This window comes from Paraburkholderia sp. MM6662-R1 (assembly GCF_050436245.1).
In the GTDB taxonomy this organism is placed as follows: domain Bacteria; phylum Pseudomonadota; class Gammaproteobacteria; order Burkholderiales; family Burkholderiaceae; genus Paraburkholderia; species Paraburkholderia tuberum.
In genome coordinates, this window is record NZ_JBNDLV010000001.1 from 1055777 (window position 1) to 1072025 (window position 16249).

Genomic DNA, 16249 nt, shown 5'->3' on the forward strand with positions numbered 1-16249 from the left:
GAGTTGGGGCCGGTCGTGTGAGAAGCCGGTCCGATGCCTTCGGGGTCTAGAAGGCGCTTTTTATAACGCCCCCGTCGGCCCGCAACGCGGCTCCCGTCGTGGCCGACGAAAGCGGACTGGCGATATAGGCCACGAGCGACGCGATTTCCTGCGGCGAACCAAATCGCTTGATGAGCGAGGTGGGACGGACCTTCTCGAAGAACTCTGTTTCGAACGCTTCAAACGATTTGCCGTCGGCCTTGGCAAGGGTCTCCACGAATTCACCCACTCCCCGCGATTTCGTCGGCCCCGGCAGCACGCTATTGACTGTAATGCCCGTGCCGGCAACCGCTTCGGCGAGCCCCCGCGAGACCGCCAGCTGCGCGGTTTTCGTCATCCCGTAGTGGATCATTTCAGCGGGAATCTGCACTGCGCTTTCGCTCGAAATGAAAATGATGCGCCCCCAGTTGGCCTGCCTCATCGCAGGCAAAAACAGGCGAGCGAGGCGTACCCCACTCAAGACATTGACGTCGAAGAACCGCTGCCAGTCCGCATCGGGGATCTCTTCAAACGGCTTGGGCTCGAAGATGCCCAGGTTGTTGACCAGAATTTCCACGTCCGGATAGCGTCGCGCGAGCTCTTCTGCTGAAGCGGCCGTACTGAGATCGCCCGCAAATCCCTGCACGTCGCTGCCCGTCTGCGCTTTCAGCCGCGCGACCACGTCGTCCACAGATGACTGGGAGCGGCCGTTCACGATCACACGAGCGCCCTCCTGCGCCAACGTGCTGGCGATAGCGAAACCGATGCCGGCTGTGCTGCCGCTCACCAGTGCGAGCTTGCCTGTCAGGTTCAGGTCCATGGGTGATTTCCTTTCAATGGATGAATTAAAAATGGCGACATCGGAACTTGAACGTCGGATGCCGCCAGGAGGTTCACGTACGTGTAATCGATGCGCCACCATCGACCAGTGAGGCGGTTCGGTCAAGAACGCCTGCGATTCGTTGCTGTTGTAGGAGAAGGAAAGCAAGGCCATGTCAGCAATTTTCCAACTTCGTTTGGCTAAGTGATGGTGGCGCCCAAACTCGCATCATCGCGATTCACTGGGGATGCGCGCTCCGCGCAGATCACGCCCGGATGGCATGACATGTGCGTTGTGTGCTGCAAGCAGCCGGCCGCTTAAATGTTTGTACAACCCTCTTGTTCAAGGAGACACATCATGAACACGCTGACCATCGACGACATCCAGAACGCTGCAGAACTTGATCACCAGGAGATGACCAGAATCCAAGGCGGCCGGATGAAACTACCCGGCCAGCACATCGGCTCGATCCTCACGTCCGCTGATGGCGACCCTGTCGGCGTCTATGTCGACGGCGTGCTGCAAAACTCGGTCACCGACGGCTTCTACCACGGCTGACAGCAAAGGAGGCGCGCAGCCCTGCGCGCCTGATGCCGTCGGTGTGGCAGCCTACCTGTCGTGAAGCTGGCTCACCAGGTAATCGATGAGCGCACGTGCTCGAGACGGTAAAAAACGGCTCGACGGATAAAGCAGCCAGACCGGTCCCATATATGTACGGGCCTCGAATTCCCAGTCGGTCAGCACCCGGACAATGCCGCCCCTCGAAATCGCCTGCGCAGCAGCAAAATCGGGCAAGCTCGCAATGCCCAGCCCATGCAGCGCAGCATCCAATCGCGCGCCCGCATCATTGGCGATGTATCGCCCCTTCACCTCGACCGACTGTGTCTCAGAGTCGCGGCGGAAATGCCATCGATTGTCGTCGACCGTCTCCCCTAGATACATGCATGCATGCCGAGCAAGGTCATGCGGCTCGGCCGGTGTCCCCCGTTCCGCGAGATAGGCAGGTGACGCGCATAGAACCCATTTGACCGCTCCAAGTCGCCGGGCAGCAAGGCCTGGCGGAGGCGAACGCGTGAGTCGGATCACCATATCGACATCGTCACGTAGCGGATCGACTTCGTGGTCGGCAAAGACCAGATGGACATCCACGTCGGGCCACATGCGCAGAAATTCGGGAACAAGCGGATGGATGACAGATCTCGCATATGAAATCGGCGCACTGATGCTGACCTTGCCTCGCGGATCACCCGTCACTTGTCCAGCGACGTCGACGGCACCCGACGCTGCGCCGACCATATCCCGGCAATACCGGTAGATCTGCGCGCCTGAATCCGTCAAACGGATGCTACGGGTCGAGCGCTCAAGCAACCGCGTGCCAAGCGAATCCTCAAGGCGCTTGATCTGCCGACTGACAGTCGACGGTGTACTGCCCAGTTGCCGCGCGGCAATGGAGAAGTTGCCGGCGTCGACGACCCTCGCAAACGTCGCCATGTCGGGTAGCAACGCAAAGAGTTCATTGGGATTCATCGCGACCCTCGCACGCGCACCAGTCATTTGTGCATCTCAAACATAAAAGATGTTCCACTGAGCCTGATTATATTTATCAATGCAATACCTGACAATTTGGGCCGTTCGAATGAAAACAGAAGGTCCGTCATGTCGAAGCAAAAGAGCGCGTTGTGGATATCGGACCTCATGCTGCTTGCGGTCGCGATGGTGTGGGGCACCAGTTATGGGGTCGTGAAAGGCGCGCTCACGATCTATCCCGTGCTCGGTCTGCTGGCGTTGCGCTTCGGGCTGACGTTCCTCGTGTTGTCGCCGGCGTTGCGCTCGCTCCGACACGTCAAAGCGTCCGCGTTGCTGGGTGCGCTCGGCTCCAGTGCAATCCTGCTCGGCATCTTTTTGGCCGAGACTTTCGGGATAGCGCACACACGCGCGTCGAATGCGGCGTTCCTTATCAGTCTGTGTGTCGCGCTTACGCCGCTGGTCGAATGGGTGTTGCTACGACGAAAGCCGTCGAGTGGCGAATGGATCGCCGTGGGCCTGTCGCTGACGGGCGCCGCGTTCGTGAGCGCAGGCGTGATCATTCCGACCGCGGGCGACGCGCTGATTCTTCTTGCGGCGTTACTGCGTGCGCTGATGGTGTGCGTGACCAAGCGTGTGATGCGCGAATCGGAACTTGCTCCGCTGTCGGTGACGGCGGTCCAGGCAGGCGTCGTTGCATTGGGCAGTGTCCTGGCGGCGTTCGTGCTGCCGTCACAACATTGGGATGCGCTGCCGTCGCTCAGTGGGCACGGTGACTTCTGGGCGAGCATCGCTTACCTCGTGCTCGCCTGTACGTTGTTCGCTTTCTTCGCACAGAACTTTGCCGTCAAGCGCAGCAACCCAACGCGCGTCGCTTTGCTGATGGGAAGCGAGCCCGCGTTCGGCGCGCTATTCGCATACGTATGGCTCGGTGAGCATCTTTCTGGCTGGGCATGGTTTGGCGGAGGTCTGATGGTACTTGCATCGGTGCTGGCGGCGGTTCCGTTTAAAAGGGACGCCAACGCGGCGCTTGAAATGCATCCCGCCACTTCGGTTGACGGTTGATATGACTCCGCTTGTCAAGAGGGGATCGGTTTTGGGTTTTGAGCTGCCATCTGAATTTCCTGAGGGCGACGTAGCAGTAAATCTCGACGGTGGATCATGCTGATATCCGCGGGTTGGTTACCGCATTACAGAAGTCCGCCCAGCGAGCCTGCCGCTATCTAGTGCCGCAAGTCGAATCAAATCCGTTGCCTAACCGTCTCGCGGGTTGCTCGGGTGCCGGGCTACGCCGCTTTCAGGAAACTCTTGCTCGGGTGGTGAGGTTGATTTACTTGTTGCTCAAGGGTTCGGTCACGCCATGCGCACCTCGGGCCGTACGGAGAGCGACATGGCGAGCTGGCTGATGTCCCAGATGAAACCGGCGAGTTCGCGAGCGACCGCGACCACCGCAATATTCTTCTGCTTGCCGCGCGCGAGGAGCTTCCGGTAGCGCCGGCACAGGCGCATCTGCGCGTCCCAGGCGCGGTCAACGATGGGCTTGGGGATGCCTTCGTGGCGGCGCTGGATTTCGGGGCTCACGCGGGCCGGATGCTGGTAGCTCCAGGCCGCTTCCACCAGCAACTTTCTTGCATAGCTGTTGCCGTTCTTGGTGATGCTGCCCTGACGGCGCTTGTCGCCCGACGAGTGTTCGGATGGCGTCACCCCCAGCCAGGCCATCAGCTGGCGCGGGTGGGCGAAGCGTGACAGATCCCCGAGCTCAGCGAGCATGCCCACTGCCGTGGTGAACTGCACGCCGCGCATCGTCTGCAGGCCCAGCACGGCAGGATAGAATCGCCAGTTGACGACAGCCTCGCGCAACGCGGCCTCCAGCCGGTCGCATTGCGCCAGGCGATCCTCGATCGTGCGCCGATACTCCTCGAACGCCAGTTGCTGCCAGACGCTGTCGAAAGCATAGGCGCTGAGCCAGCGCCGGTGCGCAGGTCCCCAGTCGGCGCGGCCGGCATAGCGCACGCCATGCAAGAGCAGAAAGGCCTTCAGCCGTTGCCGCGCACGCTTAAGATCGTCCTTGGCGCTGACCCACGCGCGAGCCAGATCGCGGAATGCTTCGTCTTCCACGCTTGGCACGTACACCGCTGACAGGTCGCCGGCGCGCAGCGACCGCACCAGCTTGATCGCATCACGCCGGTCAGTCTTGACCCGATCGCCCGGCTTTTTCGGAATCAGCGACGGCGCGCACACCAGGCAGTCGAATCCCTTCTGCACGAGCTGACGATAAAGTCCATAGCCGCACGGGCCCGCCTCGTAGACGATGCGGATGTGCCGCGCCTTCGATTGCAGGCGCGTACACAGCCGATCAATATCCGTCTTCGTCGTGCCAATCTTGCCGAGCAGTTCGACCTCGCCTGTGCCCAGCGCATAGGCAACCGTGATCGAATCCTTGTGAACGTCGAGCCCTACGTACAGTGTGATATCTTTTTCCACGCTGGCCTCCGTGATGGATATCGCCGGGTGTGGCCCTGTCCACACCGTGCGGCTCTGGCAGAAATACTAACCCGCGTTTGAGTCCTCGCGGCGGGCCAGCCTCTACCTCGCGGAGTCATACTGACTAGGCTGTCTTCAGGTCGCAAGCAATTCCTGGCCGACTAGAGCCTGTCCGCAAGCGTCCTCCGTGGAAATCCGCGAAGGGCCATAAAGTAGCTACCAGGACGTTTCGCCTGGCGGTGAACGACGCAGGAGTACGGTAGCGAGACAGAAAGCCGTTTGAACGCTCAACGATTGGTCGGCACCGCCGCGAGTCCATCGAGCAGTGCCTGATGAAACGCTTCCGGGTCCTGCATCTGCGGCGCGTGACCGAGCCCCGCGAACTCGACCAGCGTCGCATGGGGAATCGCCTTCGCGGCCGCGCGGCCCAATTCGGGGTAATGGCCGAGCTTCGCGCGCACCTCGGGCGGCGAGGCGTCCTTGCCGATCGCCGTCGTGTCCTTCTGGCCGATCAGCAGGAGCGTCGGCATGCTGAGCTGGCCCAGCTCATAAAAAACAGGTTGCGCACAACGGTCATCACAATAAACTTTTCGCCGATGCCCCCCCAAATTCCTATCCCATAAGGCTTTGAGCGGAATACAGGTGTGCCAGAGGCAGCAAAATGCTTGTTCGCGGATCTCCCGGGAAAGGCGCTTCCAGACCCATCTCGGCCGCTCGCGCTTTCGCCGACCGAATGGCGGTTTGCGGAGTACCTCGGTCGTCCAATTGATCGGTGTCAGGCGGATAGTTGGCCGGATCTGCTTCGCCAACGAACGTTCGCGAATCCCGGCCATGCGGACGGGTACCAAGACGGCTTTCGGTCGTACGCTCCGCGTGAATCGGTGCATGTCATCCGGAAGGAAGAACGACCACGGCAAGCCGAAACTCGCGAAAAACTCGTCTGCCGCATCGCGAGACGCGTCTGACGCTCATGCAAGCGTCGGTGCGGTGGTATGGCTCACTGCCCGGTGACTTGCCAGGTCAGGACGGGGTGCGTGGCCCCGGGCGGCATCGTCCAGGCGCCACTCGGACCGAAGTCCCAGCCGACAAAACTTGCCGGGGCGCTCATCTGGGCCGTAGTGAGCCCGTTCGATGCTGGCAGGTTGCCGCCGCTCGACGACTGTCCCGTTGTCTGTACGTTCCAGTAGACGTCGCTCCCAATGCCAACGCAGCCGTAGTAGGCGCAGATGCCGCCGACGAAGATCGAGGCCGAACTCACGGGACCCGTCGCGAAGGACTGTGTGATCGTTCCGTGGTCGCCGTTGCTCACCGCGAGTCCTCCTGCGTACCCGAAAACGTTATCTGCGGTGACTGATCCGGTTGTGTATGACTCAGTGATCGTGCCTTCGTTACTGATGACCAGCCCGCCGGCAACACCAGCCCGGACGGTTGCGCTGCTGCCCGAGCGCGCGATCAGCCCGTAGTTAGTGGCGACAAGTCCGGCGAACCAGTCGGTTGAATCGCTGGTCTCTGAAACAATGGCCCCGGATGTAAAGACGTTGGCGACCATTCCGTAGTTGTAAACGGCCAGTATCCCGGCGTAGGAAAGATTGTTAGCCGTTGTGCTGACGTTCGACTTGACGTTCACGTCGCGCACGACACCGGTTGCGCCAATCTCACCAAAAATCGCGACATCGCTCGGCAAGACGTTGGAAATCGTATGCCACATACCGTCGAACTGGCCCGCGAAAATGAACGCGAGTGTTGTGAACGCGACATTGCTCCCATCGATGTCCTTGCCGAGTGCGTAGTTGCCGGCAAGATCGTTCTCGATGCTCTGCAGGTCCGTGACCGAATTGACGAGTTTATAGCCGGTTATCTGCGTCACGAGCCCGCTGTAGAGCGGCACGCTCCAGGCCGCATTGCCGACAAGCGTGCCGGGGCTGTAACTGCCGTTCATATCGTAGAGCGTGCTGACGATGCCCGTACTTTTCGACCAGTCGATGGTGCCATTGTTGATGACGCTGCCGCCGTTATCGATGCCCGAAGCGTCGGAGCGCAAGGCCAGATTGCCCGCACCATTGTTCGCTATCGTCGTGCCCGTCGTCACGGAGACGTTGTGGTACGCGGCAAGCGTGAGCGAAGCCGGACCGCTCCAGCTCAGGCTCGAAGCAATGCCCAGGTCGCCCGTTGCGCCGTTCGCGCCTGTGGTCGTGACATCGATCGACGTGCCCGCGTTCAGGCTGCGCTGCAACGCGCGCGCGGCGGCATCATCGATCGTGAAAGCGGGCGTCAACAGGTTCCATTGGCCCGCGTGAACGGCTGCATGCCTGCCGAATGCGAGTTGCGCCGCTTGCGTGTCGACCGTTCCGCCGCTGCCATCCGCGTTGCTCGCGGAGATCTTGCCGAGTTGACTGACACGGCCGCCATCGGCGACGAGCCACACGTGACCGTCACGATCCGCCGTGCCCGTCGCGCGGATGCGCGTGCCGCCGCCAGCAAGCGCATAGACGTTCCCATCGGCGGCCTGCAGGCTGATCTGCGCGGCGTTTATGCGCCCTTTGTTGGCCACGGTACCCTGGCCGCCCGTCTGCACGAACACCTGTCTGCTGCTGCCCGAATCCTGTAACAACACCTGTTCGCCTGCAGCCAGTTCGGCCGTACCGTTGGGTGCTGTGATAGTGCCCGCGTTGATCACGGCGTGTCGCGCAATCAGGAACACATCGCCGCTGCTCGAACTGATCTTGCCGAGGTTGATCACGCTTGCGCTCGGGTCGCCCGACAACGTTAGGGAACCACCGCCCTGCATGAACGCGTCGTTGCAGACATCGAGCGTTGACGCGACGAATCGGCCTCCCGTGCTGATCACGCCCGATGGCCCCACGACGATGCCTTGCGGATTGATCACATACAGGCTGCCCGTCGCACTGAGCCTGCCGAAGATGGCGGACGGCGAGCCGCCCGTCACGCGGTTCAGCGTCGCGCCCGAGCCGTTGTCGAACGTCACGCTGTTGTTCCTGCCGATCGAAAAACTGTTCCACTCGATCACGCCGCGCGTCGAACCCGGTTGCGTGATCACGAGGCCGTTGGCCTGGCTTGCTATCGCGCCCGTGCCGGCCACGTAAGTGCCGCCTTGTGGAAGGGTGCCCGCTGCGAGCGCCGCATGTGCAAAGGACAGACCGGTGAGCGAACTGCCGATGACGAGCCACATGCGTGCGTTTGACTGCCGACGATGCAGTGCGCGTCGCGTGCGCCGAGGTAGTTTTGGACGTGACATACCCCCCCCCTTTCCGCGTGGGGCGCGGAACGGCGGTTGTCAACGTACTTGTCGCGTCACCTCATGCGCACTGCTTTAGTTCTTCCGGTTGCATGCGCTCCGGATTGAGCCAGACTTCATCCTTCAATTTCCAGTTGCGCGTCGATCGGGACCAACGCCGTGGATTGCGCTGCCTGGCCTCCGCATAAACGATCTCACGTTGCGCAAGAACTGCATTCGCCACGCCGTTATGACACTGGGCCGGCGTGACGAATTTGAGGCCGCTGTGTTTGTGCTCATGGTTGTACCAGCGCACGAACTGCTGCGTCCAGGCCCGCGCCTCATCAACGCTGCCGAACGGCTTGCGCGGGTAGTCGGGCCGATACTTGCAGGTCCGGAACAGCGACTCTGCGTACGGGTTGTCGTTACTCACGCGTGGTCGGCTAAACGAGGCCACGACCCCCAGGTTCTCCAGGGTGGCAAGCATCGTCGCACCTTTCATCGGGCTGCCATTATCCGAGTGCAGCACCAGGGGACGTCCTGCCAGGCCCTCTGCCAGACTGGCACGCCGCATCAGCAACGCGGCCAGTTCTGCCGATTCGGCCTCATGCACTTCGTGACCGACAATCTTGCGGCTGAACACGTCCAGCATCATGTACCAGTAGTAATACTGTCCTTTGACCGCCGCAGGTACCCAGGTGATGTCCCACGACCAGACCTGATTGGGCGCCGTCGCGCAATGACTGGTCACTACCCGGGTCGAGGGCTTGCGCGCACGACCACGATGGTGCTGCTGCGAGGCGCTGCGCAGCACGCGGTAAAAGCTCGATTCCGATGCGACATACACGCCGCGATCGGCCAGCCTCGGCACGATCTGGCTGGGCGGCAGACTGGCAAACTCCGCACTATTGGCTACCTCAAGAATCTGTTGCCGTTCAGCCTCACTCAACTGGTTGCCCGGCGGCGGCCGTTCGGTCGTGGTACGACCATCAGCACGTACCGTGTCACCGTCACCGACCCAGCGCTGAAACGTGCGCAGGCTCACGCCCAACTCGTCGCAAGCCTTCTCCAGCCGGCAGCCTGACTGCGCCGCCTCGCGTATCAACGATATACATAACAGGCGATCCGGGACGTTGATCAATCGTCCTCTTTGTCTCCCCAGATCGCCTGGACTTTTTTTCTCAGAATCAGCAGCGCCGCCGCTTCCGCTAGCGCCTTCTCCTTGCGCTGCAATTCCTTCTCGAGCTGCCGGATGCGCTGCTTGTCGTCTTTCGACTGGTGGCGCTGCTCGCGTGCCTGCTCGGTGGCATTCGCGTTGGCTGCCTGGCAGGCCGCTCGCCACGCCGCGATCTGTTCGGGATAGAGTCCTTTGCGCCGGCAGTACTCGGCCAGCTCCGCTGCGTTGAGCGGGGCGGCTTCCAGCACTACTGCAAACTTGTCTTCCGAAGACCATCCCTCGGGATTCTTCCCATCGCCCGGCACGGCCAGCCCTTGTCCTTTCGCCTGTCGGCGCCACGTGTACAACGTCTGTTCGGTAATTCCCGTTTCTCTGGCCAGCGCTGAGACCAACGCGTTTTCCGGCGGCATCATGCGACGCACCAGCGCTTCTTTTCTTTCTGCTGAGTAGGCTTTCATTCACCCTGATTTTACCGCCCCCGGACCATGTCTATAAGATTCAGATAACACGACAAGTAGTCTGACGCCGGGGGGGAATGGCTGCCGACGACCAGCAGAGCCGACCGGAAACGCGATAGTCGCAGCGTCTGAAGAATAGCCGCTCGGGTCGCCGACGCATGCCGATATCTCTGCGTTTTGCGCCTTCTTCGCCTTTTATTCTGTGCGCTGTGGCCGCCTGGCGTGTACCGGCATCTCCGGATGCTTTTACGAAATCAACGCGAAACTGCGCCACGACGCGACCGGGTTCTGCCAGTCGCCTGTGACACGTGCTGTGGACAGCCTATGGCGATGGACGATACCGGCGCTCGTGTCCCAAAGGCCAAGGACCGTTTGCAATGCGGAGCCGACGTCTGAACGTCTGTCTAACGGGAGGGGCGAATGACGCTTGATGGCCGGTACTGACCGTGCTACAGGTGATTCTGCGGGCGTATCTCGCCGTTGAAAACATTATCTGAGGGACGCAGCTACTACAGCGTCAAGGCGTGCGAGTCTTCAGTGCTACTTTTCCGCCTTTTTCCCCTCGTCTGCTGTACGTAGTGCTGCGTTAGCTGTGACCAGCAGTTTCGCATCGTGGTCCTGGACTGCAGCGTCAACCGTGTCGAACGCTTTCTTCAGATCCTTTTGTGCCAGCTTTGTCGCGCTTCCATTTTCCAAAACGGTTTCGGCTTCCTTTCTCAGGCGCTTAACTAGTTTCGCGGCGCATCGGGTGTCGAGCGTCCCATTGATGACGAACTCACTGATGTAATTCGCCAGCGCGGCCAGCGTCGCAGCGGTCGACTCATTCGCGCCGCTCTTACCGCTCGTTTCGGACTTCTTGCTCATCAGGACTCTCCCGTTAGGACACACTTCCGCGATGCAGGACCAACGCTACGCTCACGGCCGGTGTCGCATGAAATGGTGACGGTTTTTTTGGATGAAGAGGCGCTGTCATATCGCAACGTTCGGATATCGGTCGATTGTTGCCGTGGGGATATGGGCGCGGTACCGCGGGGTGAATTTTGGTTTGCTACAGAATTGCTACAGCTGGAGTGAGCGGCTATATCTGGCGTCCTTGGGTTTGTCATTCCAACCTCTGAACTATCGCCCACGTGAAGGGCAAAGCAACCTTGAAGGTCCCAGTTCGACCCAGAGCGGTCCGTCAGCTTTCTCGATAGCAGTCGTTCCGGTATAAACGAGGGAGCATTCGGGCGCGTCGCATCAGCGCGGAAGCCCGGCCCCCGCATCCTACAGTCGCAGTTCGAGGGCACGCAAAGTCTCCAGCGGACTGCCCTGCAACCCGAGGCCGCGGTGCGCCGGCGCATCGGCACCTTGGGCATTGATGCGAATCAAGGGCTTGCGTGCAAGCCTTTCCCCGAACCGGTGAACCGTCGGCACCGCTTCCCCGGTGCCTCGCTCGATGATCAGGCACGTGACCCAGATGCGTACCATTCATGGGGACTCGCACGTTGCCGGTCAACGTGCTCACCGATCCACTGACAGTCTTGAACATCAGGATGGTAGGCCGAGCGAATGCACCACACGCATCTCACCGCAGCAACGCGTTACTTGCGGCTGTGGTCGCGACGTTCACCTGCGGGCTGAAGCGGTCCGCCGACCAAACTGCGGTCGAGCAGGGCGCCGTGCACTGCATCGCATTGCATGAATGGACCTGTGACGCTCCACCACGTTGGTTGCTGGGAAACCGGCCTCTTCCATACTAGTTGTAATTTTTCAATTGACCAGATGGTAATATTCTCAGACAAGGGTTTCTAAAAGCAAAAAGAGAGAAAGGGCCATATGAACGAGCGAGACCAAGTTTTATATTCCATTGCGGCGCGAATCTGGGATTACCGGTCCGATGAACTGGGCACGCCGACGCCTGCACACGTAGCCAGATGGATTGCACAATTCGTAAGCGCTAGTTTTCACGCACCTAGCTTCTGCCTTTGAGAAGGTCCACGATTGCGTCCGCAACCCAAACTTGCGGACGCAATCCATGACCGAGAATGACCTGACCTTTTTGCCCTTGCGGGTGACACGCGTTGGTGTCGGCGGCAAGCGCAGTTTCCACCCGTCAGACAAGCGACGACTGGTCGACGCCTGCCTGCAGCCAGGCGCATCGCTGTCTGGCCTCGCCCTGAAGGCTGGGGTGAACGCCAACCAGTTGCGCAAATGGGTTCGGCTGCGCGAACAGTCGACTTCCTCCGCGAGATTCAACACTGCTGTCGGGTTGTCGGCCTTCGTGCCGGTCGTCGCGATCGACGACGCGGCGCCGACGACACATGTTGCGCAGCCGACGCCTGAACTGGATCGCGCAGATCTGTCGCCACCGGCGACACAAGCTGCGCGCCTGTCGGCCAGATTGCCCAACGGTGTAAAGCTTGAGCTCGAATGCTCAGGGCGCGACGCCGCACTGGTGAGCGCGATGATTGCCGCACTGAGAGCCCAATGATGTTCCGGTTCGAGGCGAACATTAAGGTCTTCCTGCATCGTGAGCCGATCGATTTCCGTGCCGGTATCAATAGCCTCGTGGCACTGGTCGAGCAGTCCATGCAACTCGACCCATTTGCACGTGCCGTGTTTGCCTTCCACAATCGCAGACGCAACCGGGTCAAGTTACTGTTCTACGAGCGCACCGGCTTCTGGCTGATGCTGCGGCGCCTCGAGCAGGACCACTTCGTCTGGCCACGTCGGCAACAGGCTGTGATCGAGTTGACGACCGAACAGCTGCATTGGCTCCTTGAGGGCATTGACGTTGACGCAGTGCGCCGCCATCCGGCACGGCGGTACCGTCACGCGAGCTGAACGCCGGGCGTTCCCAGTAAAAACAACGGGCGGGTGGACGGTTACAAATTCCCGTAAACCCGTCGCGCGCAATCATTCGCTATCCTGGGAGCATGAACGAAGACGACTTCTCCCGATTGCCGTCGGTCGCCCAGGCCTATATCCGTGAACTCGAGGCACGCAACCGGCAGCTGGGCGAACGGATTGCCCAGTTGGAGGAGCAGTTCCGCCTGGCGCAGAGCAAGCGCTTCGCGCCGAGTAGCGAGAAGCTCGGGGCTCGTGTCTTCGACGAGGCCGAACAGATCGCCGCCACCGACCACGACGACGATGACGCCGGCGATGCCGAAGGCACGTTCGCGCTGCCCGATACTGGCCTGCCAGATGTACCCGGGGCGGCACGGAACAGGCCCGGACGCAAACCACTGCCGGCGCACCTGCCACGTCAGCGCATCGAATACGACCTGCCCGAAGAGCAGAAGATCTGTCCATGCTGCGCACACGCACTTCACCGCATGGGCGAAGAGGTCAGCGAACAGTTGCATATCGAGGTGAAGGCGTCCGTGCTGCAGCACGTGCGCTTCAAGTACGCGTGCCGCCACTGCGAACGCCATGCCGAACGCACGCCGGTGATCACCGCACCGATGCCAGCGCAGCCATTGCCGGGCAGCAATGCCAGTGCGGCGATGATCGCCACCGTTACTGCCGGCAAGTATGTCGACGGGACACCGCTATACCGGATGGCTCACGCACTGGCGCGCGCAGACATCGAAGTCGGACGTGGCACGCTGGCAAACTGGATCATCCGGCCCGCTGAACTGCATTACCGCCGGCTCTATGAGGCATTGCGCAAGACGCTGCTGTCGCAGCCGTTGATCCATGGCGACGAGACAACGGTGCAGGTGCTCAAGGAGCCCGGCAAGACCGCGCAGAGCACATCGTATATGTGGGTCTACCGCAGTGCCGAAGACTGTGCGGAGCCGGTCGTACTGTTCGACTATCAGCCGGGGCGGGGGCAGGAATATCCTCAGGCATTCCTCGCCGGCTATGAAGATCTGCTGATGACGGACGGATACGCCGCCTGGCGTACGCTCGAAGGACCAACCCACTTCGGCTGCCTGGCTCACGCCCGTCGGGCCTTCGTCGACGCGCTCAAGGGCATGAAAAAACCCGGCGGCCGCGCCGGGCAGGCATTGGAATACTTCAAGGCGCTGTATCAGGTCGAGGCGCTGGCCAAAGCCGATATGCCCGAAGGCGAGACGCGCGTTGACTACACATACCGGCTGCGCCAGCAGCACAGCGTGCCACTACTCGAAGCGTTCAGAAAGTGGCTGGACGAACAGGCGCCGCAGGTTCTGCCAGAAAGCCTGCTGGGCAAGGCAATCTCATATACACGCAACCAGTGGACGTATCTCTGCCGCTACGTGAGCGACGGGCGTGCCGCCGTCGACAACAACGTCATCGAGCGCGACATCAGACCATTCTGTACAGGCCGATCCTCATGGCTGTTCAGTGACACTGTTGCCGGGGCGAAAGCGAGCGCAATCGTTTACAGCCTGATGCTCACGTGTCGAGCCTGCAATGTCGAACCCTACGCATATCTCGTGCATGTGCTGACCGAATTGCCGCAACGCGCACCGGATGCCGATGTCACAGACCTGCTGCCCTTCAACTTCGCGAAGCTCACGGCTGCAGCACGCAACCCCGTTTGATTTGACCAGCGCATTGGCGCGAACTTCACCAATCGACGCGCTGTCGTGAGACGCCATCTCCCCACCACCCAGGGACGTCAATTCCGTGTGCTGGATCGTGCGCTTACCACAATTCGACCCTGCGGTGCAACAGCCAATCCTTGCGGAAATGGATCATGTGTTGGCGCGTAGCTATGTGCCGCAAGCTGAAATCGACCAGTTTCTGTCCATCGTAGCGAACTCAGCAAAGTTGGCTGGTCCCAATCCGAAAATGTTTTGGAGTGGAGTTGACTTCCTTGACGTTTCCGCCGCGGGTAGTAGCCAACATTGGATGTTGCAGCGATTTTGGAACGTGCTGCGTCAACTGTTTGGAGAGCGGACCGCGGTCCCACGGACCAACACGTTTATTTATCTAGACGATTTCTCGTTTACGGGCAATCGGATACTCACCGATTTGACCGCTTGGATCGAGACAAAGGCGCCCCCGCAGGCAACGGTGCATATAGTCGTCATTGGCTACCACGCATCCGGCAAATACTACGCGGACACGCAACTGGCGCAACGGGCGCAGAAGGCGCAAAAGAACATAACGTTTAGATGGTGGAAGAGCATCGGAATTGAAGACAGGCTTTCCGAGACCAATTCAAGTGATGTCCTTCGCCCAACTTCCATACCAGCGGATTGTGGCGTCCAAGATTACGTCGCCACGTTAAAATATAAGCCTAGACTTCGGACGCCGGGCAACATTGGTGGACTGAAGCTTTTTTCATCTGAAGCGGGTCGCAATCTGCTGGAACAGGAGTTCCTTCGAGCAGGGGTCCGGATTCGGGGCATGTGCCCAAATTTGGGCATCTATCAGCGACCATTGGGAAACATGGTCTTGGAATCACTTGGATTCGGTGCGATGACGGTGACCGCTCGTAACTGTCCAAACAATGCTCCTCTTGCTCTTTGGGTTGGCGATCCGTGGTATCCGCTATTCCCTCGTCGCACCAACTAATGACTGAGCACGCTGAAAACATCCGTTCCTACTCCAGACACGAATCGGTCGTCTTTCGGAAGACAAACGAGGAGTATGGTGGGCTTTCGAACATGGCTCCCAACTTTCCGTTGCTAGTTGCGGGAGTACGGATACGCACGTCTGAAGCGCTTTACCAGGCGTGCCGCTTCCCGCATCTGCCCGAAGTTCAACGGCTTATCCTTGAACAGACTAGTCCTATGACGGCGAAGATGAAATCAAAGCCGTATAGACCGCAGTCGCGTGAGGACTGGGATGCAATCAACTTCAAAGTCATGCGCTGGTGTCTGCGGGTCAAACTTGCGGAACATTGGGAGGCATTCGGGGACCTGTTGCTCGCAACCGGTCAGCGAGACATTGTGGAAGAGTCCTCCAAAGATGCTTACTGGGGCGCGTTACATATCGGCAATGGCGTCTATCGCGGTGAAAATGTATTGGGACGCCTACTGATGCGTCTACGAGAGCGATTAACGAAAGAGCCCGAAGCGCTGCGGACAGTTGAACCTCTACCTATTCCGCAATTTCTCCTGCTGGGTAAGAGCATTGATACCGTTACCGCTGACGCACCAGTTGTAGATCGAACGGCGATGATGGCAAGGGCTGCGAGACTCGAATATCTGCGGAAAAAAAATGGTGATTAACTTGGAATCCGTAGCGCGAGAGAGATCTACAAAGACGGATTCGAACCGCAGGAAGTTGGAGTCTCTGGCACCACGAAAATGAAAGACAAACGACTGACCACCACTGCGAATCGATCCTTGCTGGTCTTGTTACGTTGATTGCCGACTCCAAGTCTCCTAGCGACACAAGGCGGCCTCGTGTCGGTCTGGTATTTAAGATAGCTGAGCAGTGCGACGCCGCATTGAGGCTTATCAATGTAGACCCATGCGGCGACGCACGTCCGCTCGATGACCGAAGAGTTGATTGCGCTGAAGATGCTCGAACTGGACGATAAGCTAGGCCAGATTGTTTTCAATTTCCGGGGGAGTGTCGAACGTCCGGTTCTGGCCGACTGCCGCCTA

The 16249-nt window shown here is 60.0% G+C and carries 14 protein-coding genes and 1 pseudogene; 7 read left to right on the forward strand and 8 right to left on the reverse strand.

Annotated features, from left to right (window positions below; genetic code table 11):
- Positions 1-46 precede the first annotated feature (46 nt).
- Positions 47-838: an SDR family NAD(P)-dependent oxidoreductase gene (locus OKW39_RS04985; protein ID WP_429563455.1), complete on the reverse strand. Its 792-nt coding sequence runs from the start codon at positions 836-838 to the stop codon at positions 47-49.
- A 357-nt stretch (positions 839-1195) separates the two neighbouring features.
- Between OKW39_RS04985 and OKW39_RS04990 the strand changes: the two genes are divergently transcribed.
- Entirely contained in the window at positions 1196-1396 is a 201-nt protein-coding gene (locus OKW39_RS04990; RefSeq protein WP_090803988.1) for a hypothetical protein, read from the forward strand.
- Positions 1397-1447: 51 nt separating this feature from the next.
- Here the strand turns inward: OKW39_RS04990 and OKW39_RS04995 are convergent, their stop codons facing one another.
- A complete protein-coding gene (locus OKW39_RS04995) occupies positions 1448-2365 on the reverse strand; it encodes a LysR family transcriptional regulator (protein ID WP_429562202.1) in 918 nt (305 codons plus the stop codon).
- 129 nt (positions 2366-2494) lie between these two features.
- Between OKW39_RS04995 and OKW39_RS05000 the strand changes: the two genes are divergently transcribed.
- Positions 2495-3427 carry a DMT family transporter gene (locus tag OKW39_RS05000; protein WP_429562203.1) on the forward strand — a complete coding sequence of 311 codons (933 nt, stop codon included), beginning with the start codon at positions 2495-2497 and terminating at the stop codon, positions 3425-3427.
- Positions 3428-3715: 288 nt separating this feature from the next.
- Here OKW39_RS05000 and OKW39_RS05005 read toward each other — a convergent pair whose 3' ends face one another.
- The 6 genes and pseudogenes from OKW39_RS05005 to OKW39_RS05030 form a co-directional block, all read right to left on the reverse strand.
- Positions 3716-4846 (reverse strand): IS110 family transposase, encoded by a 1131-nt coding sequence (locus OKW39_RS05005; protein WP_090803864.1) that lies wholly within the window; start codon positions 4844-4846, stop codon positions 3716-3718.
- Between the two features lie 287 nt (positions 4847-5133).
- A pseudogene (locus OKW39_RS05010) lies at positions 5134-5409 on the reverse strand (alpha/beta fold hydrolase); the annotation flags it as partial.
- Positions 5410-5843: 434 nt separating this feature from the next.
- On the reverse strand, positions 5844-8102 hold the full coding sequence (locus OKW39_RS05015) for a filamentous hemagglutinin N-terminal domain-containing protein (RefSeq protein ID WP_429562204.1): 2259 nt from the start codon (positions 8100-8102) through the stop codon (positions 5844-5846).
- Between the two features lie 61 nt (positions 8103-8163).
- A protein-coding gene (locus OKW39_RS05020) for an IS3 family transposase (RefSeq protein ID WP_244168772.1) occupies positions 8164-9716 on the reverse strand; the annotation gives its coding sequence in 2 pieces (ribosomal slippage) (positions 8164-9254 and positions 9254-9716; 1554 coding nt in all).
- A 540-nt stretch (positions 9717-10256) separates the two neighbouring features.
- The gene (locus OKW39_RS05025) at positions 10257-10580 is read right to left on the reverse strand and encodes a hypothetical protein (RefSeq protein WP_429562205.1); all 324 of its coding nucleotides are present in this window, start codon (positions 10578-10580) and stop codon (positions 10257-10259) included.
- A 402-nt stretch (positions 10581-10982) separates the two neighbouring features.
- On the reverse strand, positions 10983-11186 hold the full coding sequence (locus OKW39_RS05030) for a hypothetical protein (protein WP_429562206.1): 204 nt from the start codon (positions 11184-11186) through the stop codon (positions 10983-10985).
- Between the two features lie 547 nt (positions 11187-11733).
- Between OKW39_RS05030 and tnpA the strand changes: the two genes are divergently transcribed.
- From tnpA to OKW39_RS05055, 5 genes are all read left to right on the forward strand, one after another.
- A complete protein-coding gene (gene tnpA / locus OKW39_RS05035) occupies positions 11734-12189 on the forward strand; it encodes an IS66-like element accessory protein TnpA (RefSeq protein WP_429354897.1) in 456 nt (151 codons plus the stop codon).
- On the forward strand, positions 12186-12542 hold the full coding sequence (gene tnpB / locus OKW39_RS05040; RefSeq protein WP_165572787.1) for an IS66 family insertion sequence element accessory protein TnpB: 357 nt from the start codon (positions 12186-12188) through the stop codon (positions 12540-12542). Before tnpA ends, tnpB begins: the two co-directional genes overlap by 4 nt.
- Positions 12543-12634: 92 nt before the next feature.
- The gene (gene tnpC, locus OKW39_RS05045; RefSeq protein ID WP_429562207.1) at positions 12635-14230 is read left to right on the forward strand and encodes an IS66 family transposase; all 1596 of its coding nucleotides are present in this window, start codon (positions 12635-12637) and stop codon (positions 14228-14230) included.
- Between the two features lie 97 nt (positions 14231-14327).
- A complete protein-coding gene (locus OKW39_RS05050; protein WP_429563456.1) occupies positions 14328-15209 on the forward strand; it encodes a phosphoribosyltransferase-like protein in 882 nt (293 codons plus the stop codon).
- Positions 15209-15868: an NADAR family protein gene (locus OKW39_RS05055; RefSeq protein WP_429562208.1), complete on the forward strand. Its 660-nt coding sequence runs from the start codon at positions 15209-15211 to the stop codon at positions 15866-15868. Before OKW39_RS05050 ends, OKW39_RS05055 begins: the two co-directional genes overlap by 1 nt.
- Positions 15869-16249 lie beyond the last annotated feature (381 nt).

Bases quoted from the DNA above. Each gene is read 5' to 3' on its own strand.
- tnpB (WP_165572787.1), top strand. From the start codon at position 12,186: ATGATGTTCCGGTTCGAGGCGAACATTAAGGTCTTCCTGCATCGTGAG.
- OKW39_RS04990 (WP_090803988.1), top strand. From the start codon at position 1,196: ATGAACACGCTGACCATCGACGACATCCAGAACGCTGCAGAACTTGAT.
- OKW39_RS05030 (WP_429562206.1), bottom strand. From the start codon at position 11,186: ATGGTACGCATCTGGGTCACGTGCCTGATCATCGAGCGAGGCACCGGG.
- tnpC (WP_429562207.1), top strand. From the start codon at position 12,635: ATGAACGAAGACGACTTCTCCCGATTGCCGTCGGTCGCCCAGGCCTAT.
- OKW39_RS05055 (WP_429562208.1), top strand. From the start codon at position 15,209: ATGACTGAGCACGCTGAAAACATCCGTTCCTACTCCAGACACGAATCG.
- OKW39_RS05000 (WP_429562203.1), top strand. From the start codon at position 2,495: ATGTCGAAGCAAAAGAGCGCGTTGTGGATATCGGACCTCATGCTGCTT.
- OKW39_RS05025 (WP_429562205.1), bottom strand. From the start codon at position 10,580: ATGAGCAAGAAGTCCGAAACGAGCGGTAAGAGCGGCGCGAATGAGTCG.
- OKW39_RS04995 (WP_429562202.1), bottom strand. From the start codon at position 2,365: ATGAATCCCAATGAACTCTTTGCGTTGCTACCCGACATGGCGACGTTT.
- OKW39_RS04985 (WP_429563455.1), bottom strand. From the start codon at position 838: ATGGACCTGAACCTGACAGGCAAGCTCGCACTGGTGAGCGGCAGCACA.
- tnpA (WP_429354897.1), top strand. From the start codon at position 11,734: ATGACCGAGAATGACCTGACCTTTTTGCCCTTGCGGGTGACACGCGTT.
- OKW39_RS05015 (WP_429562204.1), bottom strand. From the start codon at position 8,102: ATGTCACGTCCAAAACTACCTCGGCGCACGCGACGCGCACTGCATCGT.